The sequence below is a fragment of the Halalkalibacter oceani genome (assembly GCF_040544555.1).
Taxonomy (GTDB): domain Bacteria; phylum Bacillota; class Bacilli; order Bacillales; family Bacillaceae_D; genus Halalkalibacter; species Halalkalibacter oceani.
Map to the genome: position 1 here is coordinate 1 of NZ_JBEPKD010000026.1, position 18,973 is coordinate 18,973.

15 protein-coding genes and 1 rRNA gene are annotated in these 18,973 nt (G+C 46.4%); 5 read left to right on the forward strand and 11 right to left on the reverse strand.

The window, feature by feature from the left end; all coding sequences use genetic code 11:
- From ABMB67_RS19445 to dnaA, 11 genes are all read right to left on the reverse strand, one after another.
- Positions 1 to 62: ribosomal RNA gene (locus ABMB67_RS19445) — 16S ribosomal RNA — on the reverse strand; the annotation flags it as partial.
- Between the two features lie 294 nt (positions 63 to 356).
- A complete protein-coding gene (locus ABMB67_RS19450; protein WP_354573085.1) occupies positions 357 to 1,331 on the reverse strand; it encodes an NAD(P)-dependent alcohol dehydrogenase in 975 nt (324 codons plus the stop codon).
- 72 nt (positions 1,332 to 1,403) lie between these two features.
- Positions 1,404 to 4,043: a winged helix-turn-helix domain-containing protein gene (locus ABMB67_RS19455; RefSeq protein WP_354573086.1), complete on the reverse strand. Its 2,640-nt coding sequence runs from the start codon at positions 4,041 to 4,043 to the stop codon at positions 1,404 to 1,406.
- A 111-nt stretch (positions 4,044 to 4,154) separates the two neighbouring features.
- Positions 4,155 to 5,243 (reverse strand): HD-GYP domain-containing protein, encoded by a 1,089-nt coding sequence (locus tag ABMB67_RS19460; RefSeq protein WP_354573087.1) that lies wholly within the window; start codon positions 5,241 to 5,243, stop codon positions 4,155 to 4,157.
- 119 nt (positions 5,244 to 5,362) lie between these two features.
- The gene (gene gyrA, locus ABMB67_RS19465) at positions 5,363 to 7,882 is read right to left on the reverse strand and encodes a DNA gyrase subunit A (RefSeq protein ID WP_354573088.1); all 2,520 of its coding nucleotides are present in this window, start codon (positions 7,880 to 7,882) and stop codon (positions 5,363 to 5,365) included.
- 24 nt (positions 7,883 to 7,906) lie between these two features.
- Complete coding sequence (gene gyrB, locus ABMB67_RS19470; protein WP_251224670.1) at positions 7,907 to 9,847, reverse strand: DNA topoisomerase (ATP-hydrolyzing) subunit B; 1,941 nt, start codon at positions 9,845 to 9,847, stop codon at positions 7,907 to 7,909.
- Positions 9,848 to 9,899: 52 nt separating this feature from the next.
- Positions 9,900 to 10,175, reverse strand: coding sequence for an extracellular matrix regulator RemB (gene remB / locus ABMB67_RS19475; protein WP_251224669.1), 276 nt, complete (start codon positions 10,173 to 10,175; stop codon positions 9,900 to 9,902).
- Between the two features lie 19 nt (positions 10,176 to 10,194).
- Positions 10,195 to 11,307 carry a DNA replication/repair protein RecF gene (gene recF, locus ABMB67_RS19480; RefSeq protein WP_251224668.1) on the reverse strand — a complete coding sequence of 371 codons (1,113 nt, stop codon included), beginning with the start codon at positions 11,305 to 11,307 and terminating at the stop codon, positions 10,195 to 10,197.
- Between the two features lie 11 nt (positions 11,308 to 11,318).
- Positions 11,319 to 11,534: a S4 domain-containing protein YaaA gene (gene yaaA / locus ABMB67_RS19485; protein WP_251224667.1), complete on the reverse strand. Its 216-nt coding sequence runs from the start codon at positions 11,532 to 11,534 to the stop codon at positions 11,319 to 11,321.
- A 214-nt stretch (positions 11,535 to 11,748) separates the two neighbouring features.
- Positions 11,749 to 12,885, reverse strand: coding sequence for a DNA polymerase III subunit beta (gene dnaN / locus ABMB67_RS19490; RefSeq protein WP_251224666.1), 1,137 nt, complete (start codon positions 12,883 to 12,885; stop codon positions 11,749 to 11,751).
- A 177-nt stretch (positions 12,886 to 13,062) separates the two neighbouring features.
- Complete coding sequence (dnaA, locus tag ABMB67_RS19495; RefSeq protein WP_251224665.1) at positions 13,063 to 14,418, reverse strand: chromosomal replication initiator protein DnaA; 1,356 nt, start codon at positions 14,416 to 14,418, stop codon at positions 13,063 to 13,065.
- Positions 14,419 to 15,056: 638 nt separating this feature from the next.
- On the opposite strand from dnaA, the gene rpmH reads away from it, so the two are divergent.
- The 5 genes from rpmH (at position 15,057) to mnmE (ending at position 18,971) form a co-directional block, all read left to right on the forward strand.
- Positions 15,057 to 15,194, forward strand: coding sequence for a 50S ribosomal protein L34 (gene rpmH, locus ABMB67_RS19500; RefSeq protein WP_003323480.1), 138 nt, complete (start codon positions 15,057 to 15,059; stop codon positions 15,192 to 15,194).
- Positions 15,195 to 15,295: 101 nt separating this feature from the next.
- Positions 15,296 to 15,664, forward strand: a complete 369-nt coding sequence (gene rnpA, locus ABMB67_RS19505) for a ribonuclease P protein component (RefSeq protein ID WP_251224664.1) — start codon at positions 15,296 to 15,298, stop codon at positions 15,662 to 15,664.
- Positions 15,665 to 15,836: 172 nt separating this feature from the next.
- Entirely contained in the window at positions 15,837 to 16,610 is a 774-nt protein-coding gene (gene spoIIIJ, locus ABMB67_RS19510) for a YidC family membrane integrase SpoIIIJ (RefSeq protein ID WP_251224663.1), read from the forward strand.
- Positions 16,607 to 17,233: an RNA-binding cell elongation regulator Jag/EloR gene (gene jag, locus ABMB67_RS19515; protein WP_251224662.1), complete on the forward strand. Its 627-nt coding sequence runs from the start codon at positions 16,607 to 16,609 to the stop codon at positions 17,231 to 17,233. Before spoIIIJ ends, jag begins: the two co-directional genes overlap by 4 nt.
- A 361-nt stretch (positions 17,234 to 17,594) precedes the next feature.
- Positions 17,595 to 18,971 (forward strand): tRNA uridine-5-carboxymethylaminomethyl(34) synthesis GTPase MnmE, encoded by a 1,377-nt coding sequence (mnmE, locus tag ABMB67_RS19520; RefSeq protein ID WP_251224676.1) that lies wholly within the window; start codon positions 17,595 to 17,597, stop codon positions 18,969 to 18,971.
- Positions 18,972 to 18,973: the final 2 nt, after the last annotated feature.

Genomic DNA, 18,973 nt, shown 5'->3' on the forward strand with positions numbered 1-18,973 from the left:
ACTTGCATGTATTAGGCACGCCGCCAGCGTTCGTCCTGAGCCAGGATCAAACTCTCCATAAAAATGGTGAGCTGATTAAGCTCTTACGTTAATAAATTGACAGTCGCTTCACCCTGCATCCTGTGCAGGCTCCGCTGACTTTTTTGTGGTGACATTCGTCACCTTTTTCGCTTGGCTTTTGTTCAGTTTTCAAAGAACTCGTTGTCGTTTATGGCGACTTAATTATCATATCAAATACCGACTCGCTCGTCAATACTTTTTTTAATTAAGAGTTCATCCGTCATTGGCGACAAGAAATAATATAACATATTTTAAAAGAACAATGCAACACTTTTTTCATAAATATATTTATCCCGTCATGAGTTTTCGCTTGCTTTCGCCATCGTAATGACGACATTACCTTTCTTATGGCCTTTTTCTACATAACGATGAGCCTCCACTATTTTTTCTAAAGGATAACAGCGATCAATAACCGGTCTGAAAGCGCCGGTCTCCAACAACTCCTTTAACGTGATAAGATGATCTGTTCTCTCAGCAGAAACTCCGGAGATTACTTTCGTACGAGTCGTTATTGAAGCAGTGACACTTTGCCACATTTGCGAAAGCCCGCTAGCCCCCAAAATCAATCGTCCGTTTTTCTTTAACCGTTTTTGGCTGGAGAGGACAGATGCTTTCCCTACCGTATCAAAGATCATGTCATACTGTTCATCACTCGCGGTGAAGTCTTCTTTTTTGTAGTCGATAACATGATCTGCGCCTAATGATCTGACTAACGCGACATTCTCTGTACTGCAAACCCCTGTAACGAGCGCACCATAATGTTTGGCGAGCTGGATTGCAGCTGTCCCGACTGCTCCGGAAGCTCCATAAATGAGCACATTCTGTCCACTTTCTATATTCGCCTTTTTTAAAAAATGCAGGGCGGTTAATCCGCCGAAAGGAACAGACGCAGCTTCTTCAAAAGAAATAGCAGGCGGTTTGAATGTTAAGACTGCTTTTTCAGGCAGGCTTATATAGTCAGCATAAGCACCGAATGTCATTCCCGTTACGCCAAAAACGGCATCTCCGGCTCTGAGTCCGCTGACATCTTGACCGATCTCCTCCACCACTCCAGCGAATACCCCGCCTAAGACCGGCCTTCTCGGTTTCGTCAGCCCAAAGAAGAACCTGACAGGAAACGGCTCTCCCTTTCGCATACGCCAATCAGCTGAATTTACGGCGGTAGCCAATATTTTAACGACTATTTCCTCTCTTTTAGGTGCAGGCTTTGTCACTTCTTCAAGCCGGAGAACGTCCGGCGGCCCATAACTCTCACAAACGATTGCTCTCACTAGATCACACCTCTCCCTTTTCTCCCTAACATACTGCTTTATCGCGAGGCTGTGCAGCTACTAAAGTATGGTTTACATCAATCCTAAATCGCGGGCGCGGGCGACCGCTTCTGTTCGCCTTTGAACGTGCAGCTTATCAAAAATATTACGATTATATCCTTTTACCGTGCTCAACGCGAGAAACAGCCTGTCGCAAATTTGACGATTGGACAATCCTTTGGCGATCAGCTGCAGTACTTCCACTTCACGTGCAGTCAGAGGGTCGGGTAACGGCGCAGCTTTTGCGCCGCTATTTTCGCTCGTGCGCTGTTCTGCACGACCAAGCAAAAGCAATCTTTGTCCATAAGGTGTCAGCAAACCTTGAGCCGCTGCTTCCGCTAACAAATTAACGATTGGCAGCCCTTCATCAAGAAAAAGCCGGACAAAGCCGTGTGGCTCGGCAATCCGCAAAGCATGCTTTAACGTTTGCAGCGCCTGTTTCTGTTCGCCGCAAGCGTGGAAAATAAGCGATTGAAGGATCTCTGCTTTAAGCTGTTCATCCTGCCATTCGTTTTCCACCACGTACCTGCGCCTTGCCGTTAAGGTCTTCAGTGCCGTATGCGTATCTCCTGACGCGAGCGACACACGAGCGTGAAGGAGAGAGTGATCGATTGAATCAGCTAATTGAAGAGCGGCAGGCAGCTCCCCGTGCAGCAGCAAGATGCGCCCCCGCAAGGCCATAATAGCCGGCTGCAGCCTGTCGTACTGCTCCTGCCGGGCGATTTGCTCAAGCTCAGCCAACCGGGCTGAGGCCCCTATTGTATCTCCTCCTGTCAGCTGAAGCTGTATAAGAAACAATTCACACGCTGCAGCTCTGTCTGAGTTTTCGACTTGCCTCGCCAATTGTGCCCCTCTTTTGCCATGCTGAATAGAAGTGTTGACATCATTCCATTCATAGAAAATCCTCGCTAAGCCAAGATGCGCCTCACACGCTGCCGGGAGGGACGGTTGGCCGGCAAGCTCCAGGGCGTTCTGATACGTTCGCGCCGCCGGTTCAAGCAGCATTTCACTTTCCTGAACATTGCCCAGTCCGATTGTCGCCATAAGCGTAATCATCGAATGCCCAAGCTTCTTGCTGCTGGATATCGCCTCTGTATACGCCCGGCTGGCAGCGAGACGCTTCCCCTGAAGCTGATACGCGTAGCCAAGCGTCCAGGAAGCTGCCGTCCGAACGGGTACGTTGTCCGGATGCAAATAGCGCAGCGCCTGTTCGGATTGGTGAACAATCGTCTCAGCCTGATGCAGACTGACCGCTGCAGTCGCTCTGATCACGGCAATATGCCCAAGCAAGTTTCGATTGGCAGCATTTTGCTCAGCGGCTAGCAAAGCGGCTTCCGCCACCTGCAGCTTTTTCTCGATTCCAGTTAGTTGGCTGATGAACAATAGTGCTGAAGCGTGTGCGACCATTAATGCCGGCCGCTCAACGAGTACGGCGGCAGGCAATGACTCCAACCAGTTTAAGACTGGCGTCACAGCTCCACGAAAGTGCAGCGGCAATCCTCCTCCGTCCATCAGCCGGCTCGCCCGCTCGATATCATTCGCCGCGGCGGCATGCTGAAAAGCCTCCAGCTCCAGGTCATGCTGTTCAAACCAGATACTCGCTCTTTTGTGCAGGCATGACTGCTCTGCATCCGCCCCTTTGGCAGCGGCAAATTTCTTTCGTAAAAGATCGGCAAAAAGATGGTGGTAGCGATACCAGCATTTTTCATCATCCAACGGAATGACAAACAGATTGAGCCTCGTCATCTGCTGCAACATTTCCTCGCTGCACTTCTCGTTTGGAAAGAATGTCCGTGCATCGAGAACGGCATCACAAAGGGATGCACAAAATCGTTCAAGAATCGAGGTTCGCAGCAGAAAGCGCTGCATGCTCTCTGGCAGCTGTTGCCACACCTCCTCTACCAAATAATCAAAAATAAAGGAATGTGTGCCGGTAAACGAGTTGATAAAATCAGTCTTGTTCTCCGCATCGCGCAAGGAAATCGCCGCCAATTGCATTCCGGCAATCCAGCCCTCCGTACGTGATTCAAGCAAGGCTGACTCTTCTAGTGAAAGATCGATTTCCATCGCATCGGCAAAAAACTGAAAGGACTCGTTTTTGGTGAAGCGCAAATCTGATCCACGCAGTTCGGTTACGTGATCACGCGCCCTTAACCGTGCGAGAGGGAATGGTGGATCTTCCCGAGTGAGAAGGACAACGTGCATATTGGACGGGAGATGGGTAAGCAAAAAGAGAAGAATCTGATTAACGGAACCGGCAGCTACAAGATGGTAATCATCGAGCACGAGAAGGAAAGGACTCTCCATTTTCCCGATGTCATGAAGCAAAGAGGTCAAAAGGAATTCAGTTGAAGGGGATTGGGGAGTTTGAAGCAGCTTCATCAGCTGATCACCTGTCTTTTCTTTGATCGTTTGCAAAGCGGCGATCAGGTAAGTGATAAAGCGTTTTGGATCACAGTCTTCTTTATCTAATGAAAGCCAGGCAGCAGGACGCCCACATTGGGAAAGCCATTCGCTTGCTAGCGTTGTTTTTCCGCAGCCGGCTGAAGTAGAGATCAAGGTCAGTTTGCGGTGCAGTCCTTTGTTTAAGCGTTCTATTAAGTGGAGACGAGAGACTGCATTAGGTGGACAGGACGGAATAAAGAGTTTAGTGGAAATAAGCGCATCTTTCATTTGAATCTTCTCACCATCCTAAAAAAACAGTTGGGCTCGCTACATTTTTATAGAGAGGCGCGCGGGGTACCCCTCTCTACAACAAGTAGTGTGAACGAAGGACGTACGGGATTATTTCTTTACAATCTCTTCAATATGAAGCTTTGGTTCCTGCACGAGCTGAATAATGGTATTGTCACTAAGCTTGACCATTGGTCTCGTTGGCGCCTGCTGATCAAAAAAGATGACTTCCGCCTCTTGACCGGACGATAAGCGGACCCGACTGCCAATCGTACTTTGAACTAAGCTTTGAACGAGCATTTCAACAACTTTTGTTTCAAGCTTTCCAAACCGCTCCTTCTCGATTTCTTCCAACACTTGAAAAGGGGAACGTTTTGGCCGGTAATGACGCTCTGAGATCATCGCATGATACATATCGGCGACAGCCACAATTTGACTGAACAAATGAATTTTTTCCGCAGACACCCCTAATGGGTAACCGCTGCTATCATACCGTTCATGATGCTGCAGCACCCCAACTAATATCGAATCGGTTACACCAGGGACACCTTTCAGCATTTTATAGCTGTAAATAGGATGCTTTTTCACTTTTTCATATTCTTCCTCGGTCAAAGAACCTGTTTTCCTTAAAATCGCTGAAGGGAGCTTTGCCATTCCTGCATCGGCCAACGCCCCACACAAACCGACCTGGATCGAGCGTTCCTCAGTCAGTCGTAATTTTTTCCCCAGGAAAGCTGAGAGGATTCCAACATAAACGGAGTGATGATAAAGATAATCCGCTTTATTATTCAAATGGTGGAGATGAAGCAAATAATCAGGTGAATGGTGGATTTTTTCAAATAGCGATTCAAAGAGTGATCTGACCGCAGACATATCTACCGCTTTTCCTTCTTTCCATGATTCGAAAAGCTTTTTGTACATTTTGACGGCTGAGAGATAGTCTTCTCCTACATCCGTTTCCTTTGACGCTGTCTGTTCTTCTTCAACCGCCGGCTCTTCTTTCACTGCGCCCGGAACAAACGTCTTGCCATCGGCGAGCCGCGGTCTTACCTCAACGGTTTCCACCAAAAAGGCTTTTAAAAATTCCAGATGCTCTTCATTCAAAACCGTGTTCCTCTTCACTAATGGAACTTCTGTTAAGCCCGGCACATCTTTTGACATCACGCACCCTGGTTGAAGCTGTGCTACTTTCACTTCCATCCCCGCTCATCTCCTCTTCTTTGAACCTTATCTTCTTTCTATTATATCGGCACATCGAAAAAAGAGCTATACGTCATGGCATAAAACAGCCTGTCCGTATAGCCCGAAAAATGAAAATATTATTCGTTACCGTCTTCTTCAATTCCTTCTTCTACTTTTGCTACTTCTTCATTTTCCTCTGGTTGATCCGCTTCTGCCTCTTCCACATCTTCCTCGTCTTCGATATCAACCCGGGCGACAGTCGCCACTTCTTCGCCTTCATCGACACGAATTAACATCACACCTTGCGTATTCCGTCCGGTCGTAGAAATTCCTTCTACTTGCGTCCGGATAATCACGCCGCTGGCGGTAATAATCATAATGTCATGATCTGCCGAAACGACCTTCAAAGAAACGAGCGGGCCATTTTTTTCGGTGATGTTACATGTTTTAATTCCTTTACCGCCACGGTTTTGAATCCGATATTCCTCAATTGGCGTCCGCTTTCCGTACCCTTTTTTCGTGACGATTAACACATCATGTCCTTCAACGACCATATCCATTCCGACGACACAGTCATCATCACCGAGCGTAATCCCGCGCACTCCGGCTGCCGTTCGTCCCATTAGACGGACATCCTGCTCATGAAAGCGAATCGACATCCCCTGCCTTGTGCCGATAATGATTTCCTGGTTGCCGTCAGTCAGACGGACACCATGAAGCTCGTCCTCATCGCGCAGGCTGATGGCGAACAATCCACCGCGACGGATATTGGCAAACGAAGACAGTTCTGTCCGCTTGGCGACCCCTTGATTTGTCAGGAAGAACAAATAGGCGTCATCTCTAAACTCTTCAATCGGAATAACCGTACTGATGTATTCACCCGGCTCAATTTGTAAAAGGTTGATAATCGGAATCCCTTTCGCCGTCCGGCCTAAATCAGGAACCTCGTACCCTTTCAGGCGATACACCTTCCCTTTGTTTGTAAAAAAGAGAATCGTATGATGGGAATTCGTCGTGAAAAGATGCTGAACAAAATCATTATCATTTGTCCCCATCCCTTGAATTCCTTTTCCGCCCCGCTTTTGACTGCGGTAAGTGGAAATCGGCATCCGTTTAATATAGCCGTGATGGGTAATCGTCACGACAATATTTTGCCGTGGGATCAGATCTTCATCCTCTAAATGATCCTCGCTCATCGAGATGACCGTACGGCGCTCGTCATTAAACTTCTCTTTAATCGCTGTCAGCTCTTCTCTGATGATTTCAAGAACCTTCTCCTCATCAGCCAAAATCGCTTTTAATTCAGCGATTCTTTCCATCAGCTCTTTATACTCGTTTTCGATTTTATCCCGTTCCAAGCCTGTTAAGCGCTGAAGCCGCATATCGAGAATCGCCTGCGCCTGCTCATAGCTCAACGAGAAACGCTCCATTAAGCCGTTGCGGGCAATTTCCGTCGTTTGCGAGGAACGAATCAGGCTGATCACTTCATCAAGATGATCTAACGCGATTCTTAACCCCTCTAAAATATGGGCGCGCGCTTCCGCCTTGCGCAGCTCGAATGCCGTGCGCCGACGGATAACTTCAATCTGATGCTCGAGGTAATACTCGAGACATTGCTTTAAGTTGAGCACTTGCGGATGCCCTTTGACAAGCGCTAGCAAATTAATCCCGAAGCTTGACTGCAAAGCCGTTTGCTTATACAGATTGTTGAGGAGCACATTGGCATTGGCATCGCGCCGCAGTTCAATCACGATTCGCATTCCATTCCGGTCGGACTCATCACGAAGATCTGTGATTCCGTCAATCTTCTTATCGCGCACCAGTTCGGCGATTTTCTCGATCAGCTTTGCCTTGTTTACTTGATAAGGCAATTCGTGAACAAGAATCCGGCTTTTGCCATTCTGCTCCTCGATTGCTGTTTTCGCCCGCAGCGTGATTGAGCCTCTCCCCGTTTGGTAGGCGCGGCGGATTCCGGAACGGCCTAAAATTTCAGCACCGGTCGGAAAATCAGGCCCTGGAATATACTCCATCAACTCTTCGACCGTAATCTCAGGGTTACGCGACAAAGCAAGCACTCCGTCAACCACTTCACCTAATTGATGCGGAGGAATATTTGTCGCCATCCCAACGGCAATTCCTGACGCTCCGTTCACGAGCAGGTTCGGAAAGCGCGCCGGAAGTACGACCGGTTCTCTTTCCGATCCATCATAGTTATCTGTATAATCAATCGTATCTTTGTTAATATCGCGCACTAATTCCATCGAAATCTTCGACATCTTCGCTTCAGTGTATCGCATCGCTGCCGCTGCATCGCCATCGACTGAACCGAAATTACCGTGACCATCAATCAGCATGTAACGGAAGCTGAAATCCTGCGCCATTCTAACCATCGTCTCATACACAGCGGAATCACCGTGCGGGTGATACTTCCCAATGACCTCACCGACAATACGTGCTGACTTTTTATAAGCTTTATCAGGCGTCATTCCTAATTCATTCATCGCAAACAAAATCCGGCGGTGTACCGGCTTCAGTCCGTCTCGGACATCAGGAAGGGCGCGACTGACGATAACGCTCATCGCGTAGTCCATAAAGGACTCTTTCATTTCCTGACTTATATTTATCGGTTTTACTTTCGATTGATCTTGCTCAGCCATTTGTATTAACCTCCATCTTCACGCCTAGACATCGAGATTCTTGACATACTGCGCATTTTCCTGAATGAAATCACGGCGCGGCTCTACTCGATCTCCCATCAAAATCTCAAAAATTTCATCCGCCTTCATCGCATCCTCTAACGTGACTTGAAGCACCGTCCGATGCTCGGGATCCATCGTCGTCTCCCAAAGCTGAGTCGGGTTCATCTCACCAAGACCTTTATAGCGCTGAATGCCGACTTTGCTGCGGTCCTCGACTTTCTTTAAAGCTTCCTCCAGCTCTTTCTCACTGTATAAATAGCTGACATCCCGGCCCACGGTCAGTTTGAAAAGCGGAGGCTGGGCAATATAAATATAGCCCTTTTCAATCAACGGCCGCATATAGCGGTAGAAGAATGTCAGGATCAGGGTGCGGATATGGGCTCCGTCAACGTCGGCATCCGTCATAATGATCACTTTATGGTAACGCGCTTTTTCAATATCGAAATCATCGGAAATACCCGTACCGAGCGCCGTAATAATCGCCCGGATTTCATTGTTGGCAAGAATCTTATCCAATCTCGCCTTCTCGACGTTCAAAATTTTTCCCCGAAGCGGAAGAATCGCTTGGAAATGACGGTCCCGCCCTTGCTTCGCCGAGCCGCCCGCCGAGTCGCCCTCAACGATATAAACCTCACTGATCGAGGCATCACGCGACGAACAGTCGGCAAGCTTCCCCGGCAACGAGCTGACTTCAAGGGCGCTTTTTCTTCTTGTTAATTCACGCGCTTTTTTAGCCGCTTCCCGGGCCCGGGAGGCCATCAGCCCTTTTTCAATAATCTTGCGCGCGACCTGCGGGTGTTCATTCAAAAACCGCGAAAAATGCTCGGAGAATAACGAATCGGTAATTGTCCGGGCTTCACTGTTTCCTAATTTCGTTTTCGTCTGCCCCTCGAACTGCGGATCGGGAATTTTCACAGAGATAATCGCCGTTAGTCCTTCTCTTACATCTTCCCCGGTTAAATTCGGATCATTTTCTTTGAAGAGGCCATTTTTTCGGGCATAGTCATTAATAACCCGCGTCAATCCTGTTTTAAAGCCGGATTCATGCGTCCCGCCTTCATGGGTACTGATGTTGTTCGCAAAGGAATAAATATTGCTGCTGTAGCTGTCGTTATATTGAACAGCAACCTCAACAGCTAAGCCATCCTTTTCACTTTCAATATGAATCGGCTCTTCGTGTAACACTTCTTTCGACCGGTTAAGATGCTGGACAAAGGAAGCAATCCCGCCTTCATAGTGATAGGTGGCTTCTTTTTCTTCTTCACGCTTATCCGTAATTTTGATCGTTAATCCTTTATTAAGAAAAGCCAGCTCACGCAGGCGTGTCGCGAGCGTATCGAAATCATATTCCGTCGTTTCCGTAAAAATCGTCGGGTCAGGCTTAAAATGAATGATCGTCCCAGTCTTGTCGGTTTCCCCGATCACCGATAAATCGGCAGCCGGCACCCCTAATTGATATTTTTGATAATGAATCTGGCCTTCACGGTGAACCTTTACTTCCAGCTCTGTCGAAAGAGCATTTACAACAGAAGCTCCGACTCCATGCAAACCGCCCGATACTTTATAACCGCCGCCGCCAAACTTTCCGCCGGCGTGCAAGACGGTCATAATCACTTCAACAGCTGGACGGCCCATTTTTTCCTGAATTCCAACAGGGATCCCGCGTCCATTATCTTCCACCGTAATGCTGTTATCTTCTTCGATCGTGACGTGAATCGTATCACAATACCCGGCCATCGCCTCGTCAATGCTATTATCTACAATCTCCCAAACCAAATGATGCAATCCGCGAGCGCTTGTAGAACCAATATACATCCCCGGCCGTTTCCGTACCGCTTCAAGTCCTTCTAAAACCTGAATCTGACTTTCATCATAGGATTGTTGTTCAGGATGTTGTTCATTCGTCACCTTGTTCACCTTCATTCTCATTTATCTATCAAATCTATTGCAAAAATCACTTGCCGTCAGGTCTCTCTCATTCAGCTTCTTTCTCGAAGGCATAGTCTGTCATCGTTTTTCCCATCGCCCGCCGATTCAGCGTCAAAGAAGAAACCGGAGAATAATAGATGTCGTTGTCTGTAATAACGATTGATTTAATATAATCAGCTGAAATGATCGTTTTTGCCTTGCGGGCTTCTTCTTCTTTCAGATAGGTTTTTGTTATCGAGGAATGCTCTTGGACATCGCGATTTAATATAGCAATAATATCTTTTGAACGGATCAGCACATCGCCGCCTAAATGAATAAACACCGGTCCACCGCCTCCCCAATCATCTTTTTTCCACCGTGCCTTCTGTCACTTCAAATACAGCCGCCTGCTTTAGCGTCTGTTCATCAATTCCTTCCACGCTTGTCGTTGTCACAAACGTCTGGACTTTATCCTGAATCGAGCGTAACAAATGGGACTGACGATAATCATCAAGCTCAGAGAGGACATCGTCCAGCAAAAGGAGCGGGTACTCCCCAACCTCGGCATAAATCAATTCAATTTCGGCTAATTTAAGAGCAAGCGCGGTTGTTCGCTGCTGACCTTGCGAGCCATATGTTTGAATATCATGCCCGTTCACCCGAAAGCTGAGATCATCCCGTTGCGGCCCAAAAAGGGTGACACCGCGTTGAATCTCCTTATCCCGCTTTTGTTTATACACTTGATAGAGTTCTTCTTTTATGTTCGACAAATCCATCTCGTCTGATACCTCTCCCGGGGGAACATAGCTGATTTCGAGCTTTTCTTTTCCCCGGCTGATATCGTAATGAATCGGAAAGGCCCATTCCTGCAACCGTTTCACAAAAGCGAGCCGGCGACTGATCACCTCTGCCGCCAGTGCGACAAGCTGATCGGTCAGAATATCGAGCATCTCACCTGAGCCTTTTCTCGCCTGAAGATCCTTCAACAGATGATTGCGCTGCACAAGGACTTTCTGATACAGGCCGAGATGATACAAATAGACCCGGCTAATCTGACCAATTTCCATATCAAGAAACCTTCTGCGGACTTGCGGGCTTCCTTTGACCAGCCCGAGGTCCTCCGGCGCAAACATGACGACATTCGCCGCCCCTACATACTCACTTAATTTGCGCTGCTCAAGCCCGTTGACCTTGCCTTTTTTCCCTTTCAGCGACAGGATCAACTCCAATTCAAAAGGACCCGTCCTTCTTGCGAAATGCCCTTCTATCCGTGCAAATTCCTCCCCCCAGCGGATAAGCTCCTTGTCCTTCGTCGTCCGGTGGGATTTGGCCAAAGCGAGAACATAAATCGCTTCCAGCACATTCGTTTTCCCCTGTGCATTTTCCCCAAGAAAAATATTTACGGGTTGTTGAAATGATAAGGCTGCCTGATCATAATTGCGGAATTGCCGAAGCGTAAGCTGCTTTAAATCCAAAGGGAGTCCCCCTATTCCGCTGCAATTTCAAATTCTGTTCCATCGGCGAGCGTCACTGTATCGCCCGGGCTGAGCTTTTTTCCGCGCCGGTTTTCTTCCTCTCCATTCACCCATACCACATGTTCAGCAAGATACCACTTTGCCATGCCGCCCGTGTCTATGATTCCTGCTTCTTTTAAAAATTGTCCCAGTGTTATGTACTCCGTCGAAATGGAGATTTGGTTCATTTCATCACTCTTTTCTGCATGAACTCGTTGGCGTATCAAAGGGAAGACAGCAACTCACCGTATGATTTGCTGTCTTCATAAAATCACGTCATTAGATTATCTTACTTTATATTGTACTAAACCAAAGCTGACTAGCCAAGTCTTATTGTGAGAGTCGTCCCGAATCATCGCGGGAATTTTAAGAAAAACGCCTCTGGCTTCGTTCCTAGCTGCTTTAATAGGTTCTTACCGGTGAAAAGAGATGCAAATAATTGTCATGATCAATCGGTTTGATGACGAACGGGCTCATCGCCCCGGTGAACATCACATGAATGTCCTCACTGTCAATAACCTTCAACGCATCAATGACATTTTTTCCGTTAAATGAAATCCTCATCTCTTCCCCGTCAATTTGCGCGTCGATATGCTCCGTAACCTTTCCGACCTCCGGTGAAATCGAAGTCACCTCAACCTGACCGTCCAATGTTTTTAAGTTAATTACATTGTTTTTTCCTTCTCTTGATAAGAGCAGCGCCCGCTCCAATGTGTGCAGAAATGACTTCGTCTTTAAGTGAAGCGACGTTTTCGACTGAGTCGGAATCATACTTTTCGTAACCGGATATTTCCCCTCCAGCAATCTTGAGAAAAAGAGCAGATTCTCCATTTTGAACAAAACTTGATTCTCCGTCACAACGACATCAATTAAGTCATTAGAATCATCAATAATTTTGCTAAGCTCAATCAAGCTCTTCCCAGGAATAACAACATTTTCAAATGAAAGGGAATTATCGTTCTTTTCGATTTTCGCCTTTCTGATCGCCAATCGGTGACTGTCTGTTGCAGTACAGATTAACTCTCCTTCCTCGGTCTCCAAGTTTACACCTGTCAACACCGGACGTGTTTCCTGAGTGGACACCGCAAACACCGTTTGCCTGATCATATTCTTCAGCATATCTTGCGGCAGTTTAAAAAGAAGATCCTCCTCAAGCTGCGGCAGACGTGGATATTCCTCTGGATCAAGGCCGTTTAAATTAAATACGGAAGAACCAGAACGAATCGTCGTCGCAAACTGATCGGTGACGCTCACTTCAATATCCTCACCAGGTAATTTCTTTACAATTTCCGCAAAAAAACGGGCCTGTAACACGATGCTGCCAGGCTGTTGGATCGTCACGATTTCTGAATCGGCATCCTCTTTTGGAATAAACGTTTCGATCGAGACATCCGAGTCACTGCCGGTCAGCGTGATTCCATCCTCTGTCGCCACAATTTTAATTCCCGTCAAAATCGGAATGGTCGTTCTTGATGAAACGGCTTTTGCTACATGCTGGACATCTTGAACAAATCGATCACGCGTAATTGTAAATTGCATTCTGAAAAACTCCTTATAATTCATTAATATTTTTAATAAAAAGTAGAAGTACTAGTAATAGAGCCTGTGGATTTGTGGAAAACTGATAAAAAGAACGAAAAAAGCAGCCTATCCACATGTGGGCAGTATGTTGATAGGCAAGTAAACATTATCCACAATTCACACAAAATAAAAAAGTTAAGAAGTACGAAGCTGGTCCATTAAATCCTGAATTTTCGCCTGGAATTCCTGATCACTTGCTAGCAAAGCGGAGATTTTTTCATGGGCATGAATCACCGTCGTATGGTCTCTGCCGCCAAATTCGCTTCCGATTTTAGGAAGGGAGGCATCTGTCAGCTCTCTCGATAAATACATGGCAATTTGTCTTGGGAAAGCGACGGATTTTGTTCGTTTTTTTGCTTTGAAATCCTCCAACTTTACATGATAGTGTTCACCGACAAATTTTTGGATGTCGGTGATCGTCAGCACCTTTGGCTTCGAATTCGGAATGATGTCCTTTAATGCTTCAGCGGCCAGATCGGCATTCATATCCTGATTAATGAGAGAGGAATAAGCGACGACCCGGATTAAAGCTCCTTCCAGCTCGCGGATATTCGTGTCGATTTGATTGGCGATATAAAGCATGACTTCATTTGGAATATCAAGGTTTTCCGCTTTCGCTTTCTTACGTAAAATCGCGATTCTCGTTTCTAAATCTGGCGGGGTGATGTCGGTAATTAACCCCCATTCAAATCTGGAACGAAGCCGATCCTCAAGTGTCGGGATCTCCTTCGGCGGTCTGTCGCTCGAAATGACAATTTGTTTTGATTCCTCGTGAAGTGCGTTGAATGTATGGAAAAACTCTTCCTGAGTTTGTTCTTTTCCCGCTAAGAATTGAATATCATCTATTAGAAGCACGTCGACATTTCGGTATTTATTGCGAAAATGGACGGCTTTGTTATCACGGATTGCATTGATAAATTCGTTCGTAAATTTCTCCGAAGATAAATAAACAACTTTCGCATTCGGGTTATGATCCATCACATAATGGCCGATCGCATGCATTAAATGCGTCTTTCCAAGTCCAACCCCTCCATAAATGAAAAGGGGGTTGTACGCTTTTGCCGGAGCTTCGGCGACTGCGAGTGAAGCCGCATGGGCAAACCGGTTCCCAGAACCGATTACGAACGTATCAAACGTATATTTATCGTTCAGCATCGTCTTCGTCACATGATTTGTTTGGCCATTGTCCTGCACGGGCCGCTTCTTGGGCACCGGCTCAATCAGAAAGCTTTCCTCCATTTCATTTTGAGGAATGACAAATTTAGGCTGGAGTCTGGTTCCTGTCAGCTGTTCAATCGTGTCAGAGGTTAAATCAGCATAATGATCTTCAAGCCAATCACGGGCAAATTCATTCGGCGCCGTAATAATAATGACGTCGTTTTGGATGTCATTCGCCTTCGTCGCTTTTAACCATGTCTCAAAACTAGGCTTGCTGACCTTTTTTTCAATTTCAGCAAGAGCCTGGTTCCATAAATCATGGATGTTTTCCAAAAGTTTCGCCTCCTTGTCCTTTTTTCAATACAATACCAAACAAGCATCTACCGTATGTATAAGGCGATGAACGATTCAAACCGCTTAGCTGTTCAACCTTTGTACAATCATGAGATGCGTTCGTATAAATATACATATGCACATATAATGTGAAAAGGATATAATATAGTAGAAAAACGTCGCGAAGTTTCTTTTTGAACAGGCTGTGGAGAAAAAAACTCACAAGATAAAAAAGATGTCCACAACGTTACCCACAGACTGTGGACAAGATTGTGACCGTGGATTGCTGCCCACGAGTGAAAACAACTTAATCATAGCAAAAAAACGCTTGAGTGGCAACGCTTTGTTGCATTTATCCACATAACACAGCATCTTGTGTTCAAATGATATCCACAGCACAAGATATGTGAACAAGTTGTCAGTATTTTTGTGGAGAAGTCGGATTGTGTCGAGAAATGATTATCCACAAGAGGTAAAATGTAAAAATTGCTAGAAGGATTGTAAAGAAATTTAGTAGACTGTTAAAATGGAAAGAGAGAAAGAAACAAGTTGAAAAGGTTTCTTGACAACTGCACCTAATGTTCCTTATAATTTACAAGAATGTCTTTTTGAATAGTATCCTCAGGGAGGTGTAATAAATGGGAAAACCAACATTTCAACCGAATAATCGTAAGCGTAAAAAAGTCCACGGTTTCCGTGCGCGTATGAGCACTAAAAACGGCCGTAAAGTGTTAGCGCGTCGTCGTCGTAAAGGAAGAAAAGTTTTATCTGCATAGGCCACTGAATGTCAGTGGTCTTTTTCTTCATGCTTATCTTGAGGCCATGTCGCTGAAAGAGGGAGGAAGAGAGAGACGCTGGCAAGTAAGGAGTGAAGAGGTTGAAAAAAAAGCAGCGGATTAAAAAGAATGAAGATTTTTCTCTAGTTTTTAAGCAAGGTCATTCCGTTGCGAATCGACAGTTCGTTCTTTATATCCTGCCAAAAGAGGGACAAACCTGTTTCCGATTAGGTTTGTCAGTAAGCAAACGTGTCGGAAACGCGGTTACCCGGAACCGAATTAAGCGTTATGTACGGGAAGTGTTTCAGGCAAAGCGGGAGCAGCTTAAGGCAGGGGCTGATTATGTAGTGATTGCGAGAAAACCGACGGCAGAGATGAATTTACAAGAAATCGAGCAAAGCATGCTGCATGTGCTGAGAAAGGCCCGTGCGTTAAAACAAAGAACGTCAAAGCGGGAGAGTGACAAGTAGTGGAAGCTGAACAAAAAGAGCTTGCTGCTGCGTTTGTTACAGGCCGAGGATGAAAGAAAGCCGCTTTCAGCCAGTAGAGGACCGGCACGATGCATGTAAGAAAAGCGCGACCGCGTTTTTCTGTAAAGCGTTAACATATAGATGAAAAGAAGCGAAACAAGGAGGAGAACACGTGCTCAAAAAATTTGGCTTGGTTGCGATGATGGTTGGGCTGCTTGTTGTCATGACGGGCTGCTTCGATGTTGACCAACCAATTAATGAAAATAGTGAGGGTTTTTGGGATTCTTATCTTGTTTACCCTCTTTCATGGGTAATCATTTACTTTGCCGATTTATTTAATGATGACTTTGGGTTATCGATTGTTGTCGTGACGATTTTGCTGCGGCTGTTAATTTTGCCGTTAATGATTAAACAGACGAAGAGCGCGAAGGCGATGCAGGCGATTCAGCCTGAAATGGCCAAGCTGCGTGAAAAGTACAGCGCGAAGGATCAGAAAACACAGCAGAAGCTCCAGCAGGAAATGATGGCGATGTTCCAGGAAAAGGGCGTTAACCCGTTAGCGGGCTGTCTGCCTTTATTAATTCAAATGCCGATCTTGCTTGCCTTTTATCATGCGATTATGAGAACGGAAGAAATTGGCGGACATCATTTCCTCTGGTTCGCGCTTGATGCTCCGGATCCCTATTACATCTTGCCTGTTGTCGCCGGTATTACGACGTTTATCCAGCAGAAAATGATGATGGTTCCGGACAATCCGCAAATGAAAATTCTATTGTATATGATGCCGATTATGATTTGTGCGTTTGCTATCTTCTTCCCAACAGCGCTTACTTTGTACTGGGTAGTTGGTAATATCTTTATGATAGTTCAAACCTATTTCATAACTGGACCGAATGCCGGCAAATCCAAAGTGGCTGAGGCCAGTTCGGGAGGCAAAAAGAAGTGAAAAAAGTGATTGTGTCAGGAAAAACGATAGATGAAGCTGTCGAGAAGGCGATCAATGAATTACAGACAACAAGAGACAGGCTGTCTTATCGTGTTGTTCAGGAACCTCAAAAAGGTTTTTTCGGTATTCTTGGTTCAAAGCCTGCGATGATTGAAGCACATCTTTTACCTGATCCAGTCGATGTCGCGTTTCAGTTTTTGGAACAAACAGTTGCGTTGATGAAGGTAAATGCGACCCTTACGAAGGACGATGCGGGAGAGCATATTGTCTTTAATCTATCAAGCGAAGAAGAACTTGGCCGTCTGATCGGCAAACGGGGACAAACGCTTGAATCATTAGAGTATTTGACGAATCTTGTCGCGAACCGCCAGGATGGAACGTATACCCGGATTGAGCTTGATGCAGAAAACTACCGTGAACGCCGCAGGCAAACATTGGAGCAATTAGCCGAACGGGTTGCGTATAAAGTGAAAACAACAAAAGAGCGTGTTTCGCTTGAACCGATGAATGCCCTTGAACGGAAAATCATTCATACGACGTTGCAGCGGGTAGAAGGAGTCGAAACTGTCTCAGAAGGAAAAGGGCTGAAGCGTCATGTCGTCATTCAGCCTCATCAATCGTAACTAAATGAAAGCAGGCTGTCTCCAATTGGTGATCTTCCGTCCGAAAAAGAGACAGCGGCTTACTGCGCAATGTGCAGACTCCGTTTCGGGGGTGTGCCAAAAGGAGAATCAGCCCTTTTGGCACACCCCTTAAGCAATGTGTGGAGCCGCTGCAAACTTTTGCAGCCGATTGCAGCACTGTGCAGCAGCCTGTTCATGGTAATTCCACTCATGCTGTGCTATTCTAATCTTTTAGATGACAGGTTTCCGGTTGCTCTTTGCCGGACCTGATAAAGACGGATATGTATGAAATGAAGCGAAGCAACCGAACAATAGATAAGAACGTAATGAAGATAATGAAGCGAGGAGGAGGTGAGTGAGCATGCAATCTGATACAATTGCAGCGATCTCGACCGCATTGGGAGAAGGAGCGATCGGAATTGTCCGCTTAAGCGGAGAGGAAGCGATTTCGATTGCGGATAAGATGTATAAAGGTAAGGACGCGCTTGCGGAAGTCGCTTCTCATTCGATTGTGTACGGTCATATTATTGATCGCACAACGGAAGAGCTGATCGAAGAAGCGATGGTGTCGGTGATGAGGGCGCCGCGGACGTTTACGAGAGAAGATGTCGTTGAAATCAATTGTCATGGTGGCTTGCTTTCCGTTAACCGGGTCCTCCAGCTCGCGCTGAAAAATGGGGCGCGTTTAGCAGAACCGGGTGAATTTACAAAACGGGCCTTTCTTAATGGGAGAATTGATTTGTCGCAAGCTGAGGGGGTAATGGACCTTATTCGCGCCAAAACCGACCAGGCGATGAATGTTGCCTTGAAGCAGGTCGAAGGAAGGCTCTCGACAAAGGTCCAAGTGCTGCGCCAGGCTTTATTGGAGACCGTCGCCCATGTCGAGGTGAATATCGATTACCCGGAATATGACGCGGAGACGATGACGCATGCGCTTTTACGGGAAAAAGCGGAGTTTGTAAAGAATGAAATCGACAAGCTCCTTCGTACGGCGGCACAAGGGAAAATATTGCGTGAAGGACTTTCGACGGTGATTATCGGACGTCCGAATGTCGGCAAATCTTCCTTATTGAATAGTCTTGTTCATGAAAATAAGGCAATCGTCACCGATATTCCCGGCACAACGCGGGATGTAATTGAAGAGTATGTCAATGTCAGGGGGGTACCTCTACGGCTTGTCGATACAGCAGGAATCCGGGAAACCGAGGATATCGTTGAAAGAATCGGCGTCGAACGGTCGCGTCAGGTGTTAAAGGAAGCTGACTTGATCTTGCTCGTTTTAAACTATGGCGAGGAGCTTTCGCCTGAAGACCGGGCGTTGTTTGAAGCGGTGGCCGGCATGAATGTGATCGTCATTGTCAATAAAACGGACCTGCCGCGGAAAATAAATATGGAAGAGGTTCGGGAATTAGCTGAAAAAGAGCAGCTTGTCACGACCTCCCTTCTTCATGATGAAGGAGTAGATCAGTTGGAACAGGCGATCGCTGAGTTGTTTTTTGGCGGAGGCATAGAGAGCGGAGATATGACCTATGTCTCCAATTCCAGGCATATTGCCTTGCTGGAGCAGGCAAAAGCGACGATTACAGACGCACTGGACGGAATAGAAGCCGATGTCCCGATCGATATCGTGCAAATCGATATTACGCGTACATGGGAGCTGCTCGGTGAAATTATTGGTGAGAGTGTACAGGAAAGCTTGATTGATCAGCTTTTTTCACAGTTTTGTCTTGGGAAATAGAA

What these genes read in the sequence shown, in the direction of transcription:
- ABMB67_RS19455 (WP_354573086.1), bottom strand. Translation starts at nt 4,043, where the DNA reads ATGAAAGATGCGCTTATTTCCACTAAACTCTTTATTCCGTCCTGTCCA.
- ABMB67_RS19460 (WP_354573087.1), bottom strand. Translation starts at nt 5,243, where the DNA reads ATGGAAGTGAAAGTAGCACAGCTTCAACCAGGGTGCGTGATGTCAAAA.
- gyrA (WP_354573088.1), bottom strand. Translation starts at nt 7,882, where the DNA reads ATGGCTGAGCAAGATCAATCGAAAGTAAAACCGATAAATATAAGTCAG.
- gyrB (WP_251224670.1), bottom strand. Translation starts at nt 9,847, where the DNA reads ATGAAGGTGAACAAGGTGACGAATGAACAACATCCTGAACAACAATCC.
- yaaA (WP_251224667.1), bottom strand. Translation starts at nt 11,534, where the DNA reads ATGAACCAAATCTCCATTTCGACGGAGTACATAACACTGGGACAATTT.
- dnaN (WP_251224666.1), bottom strand. Translation starts at nt 12,885, where the DNA reads ATGCAATTTACAATTACGCGTGATCGATTTGTTCAAGATGTCCAGCAT.
- rpmH (WP_003323480.1), top strand. Translation starts at nt 15,057, where the DNA reads ATGGGAAAACCAACATTTCAACCGAATAATCGTAAGCGTAAAAAAGTC.
- mnmE (WP_251224676.1), top strand. Translation starts at nt 17,595, where the DNA reads ATGCAATCTGATACAATTGCAGCGATCTCGACCGCATTGGGAGAAGGA.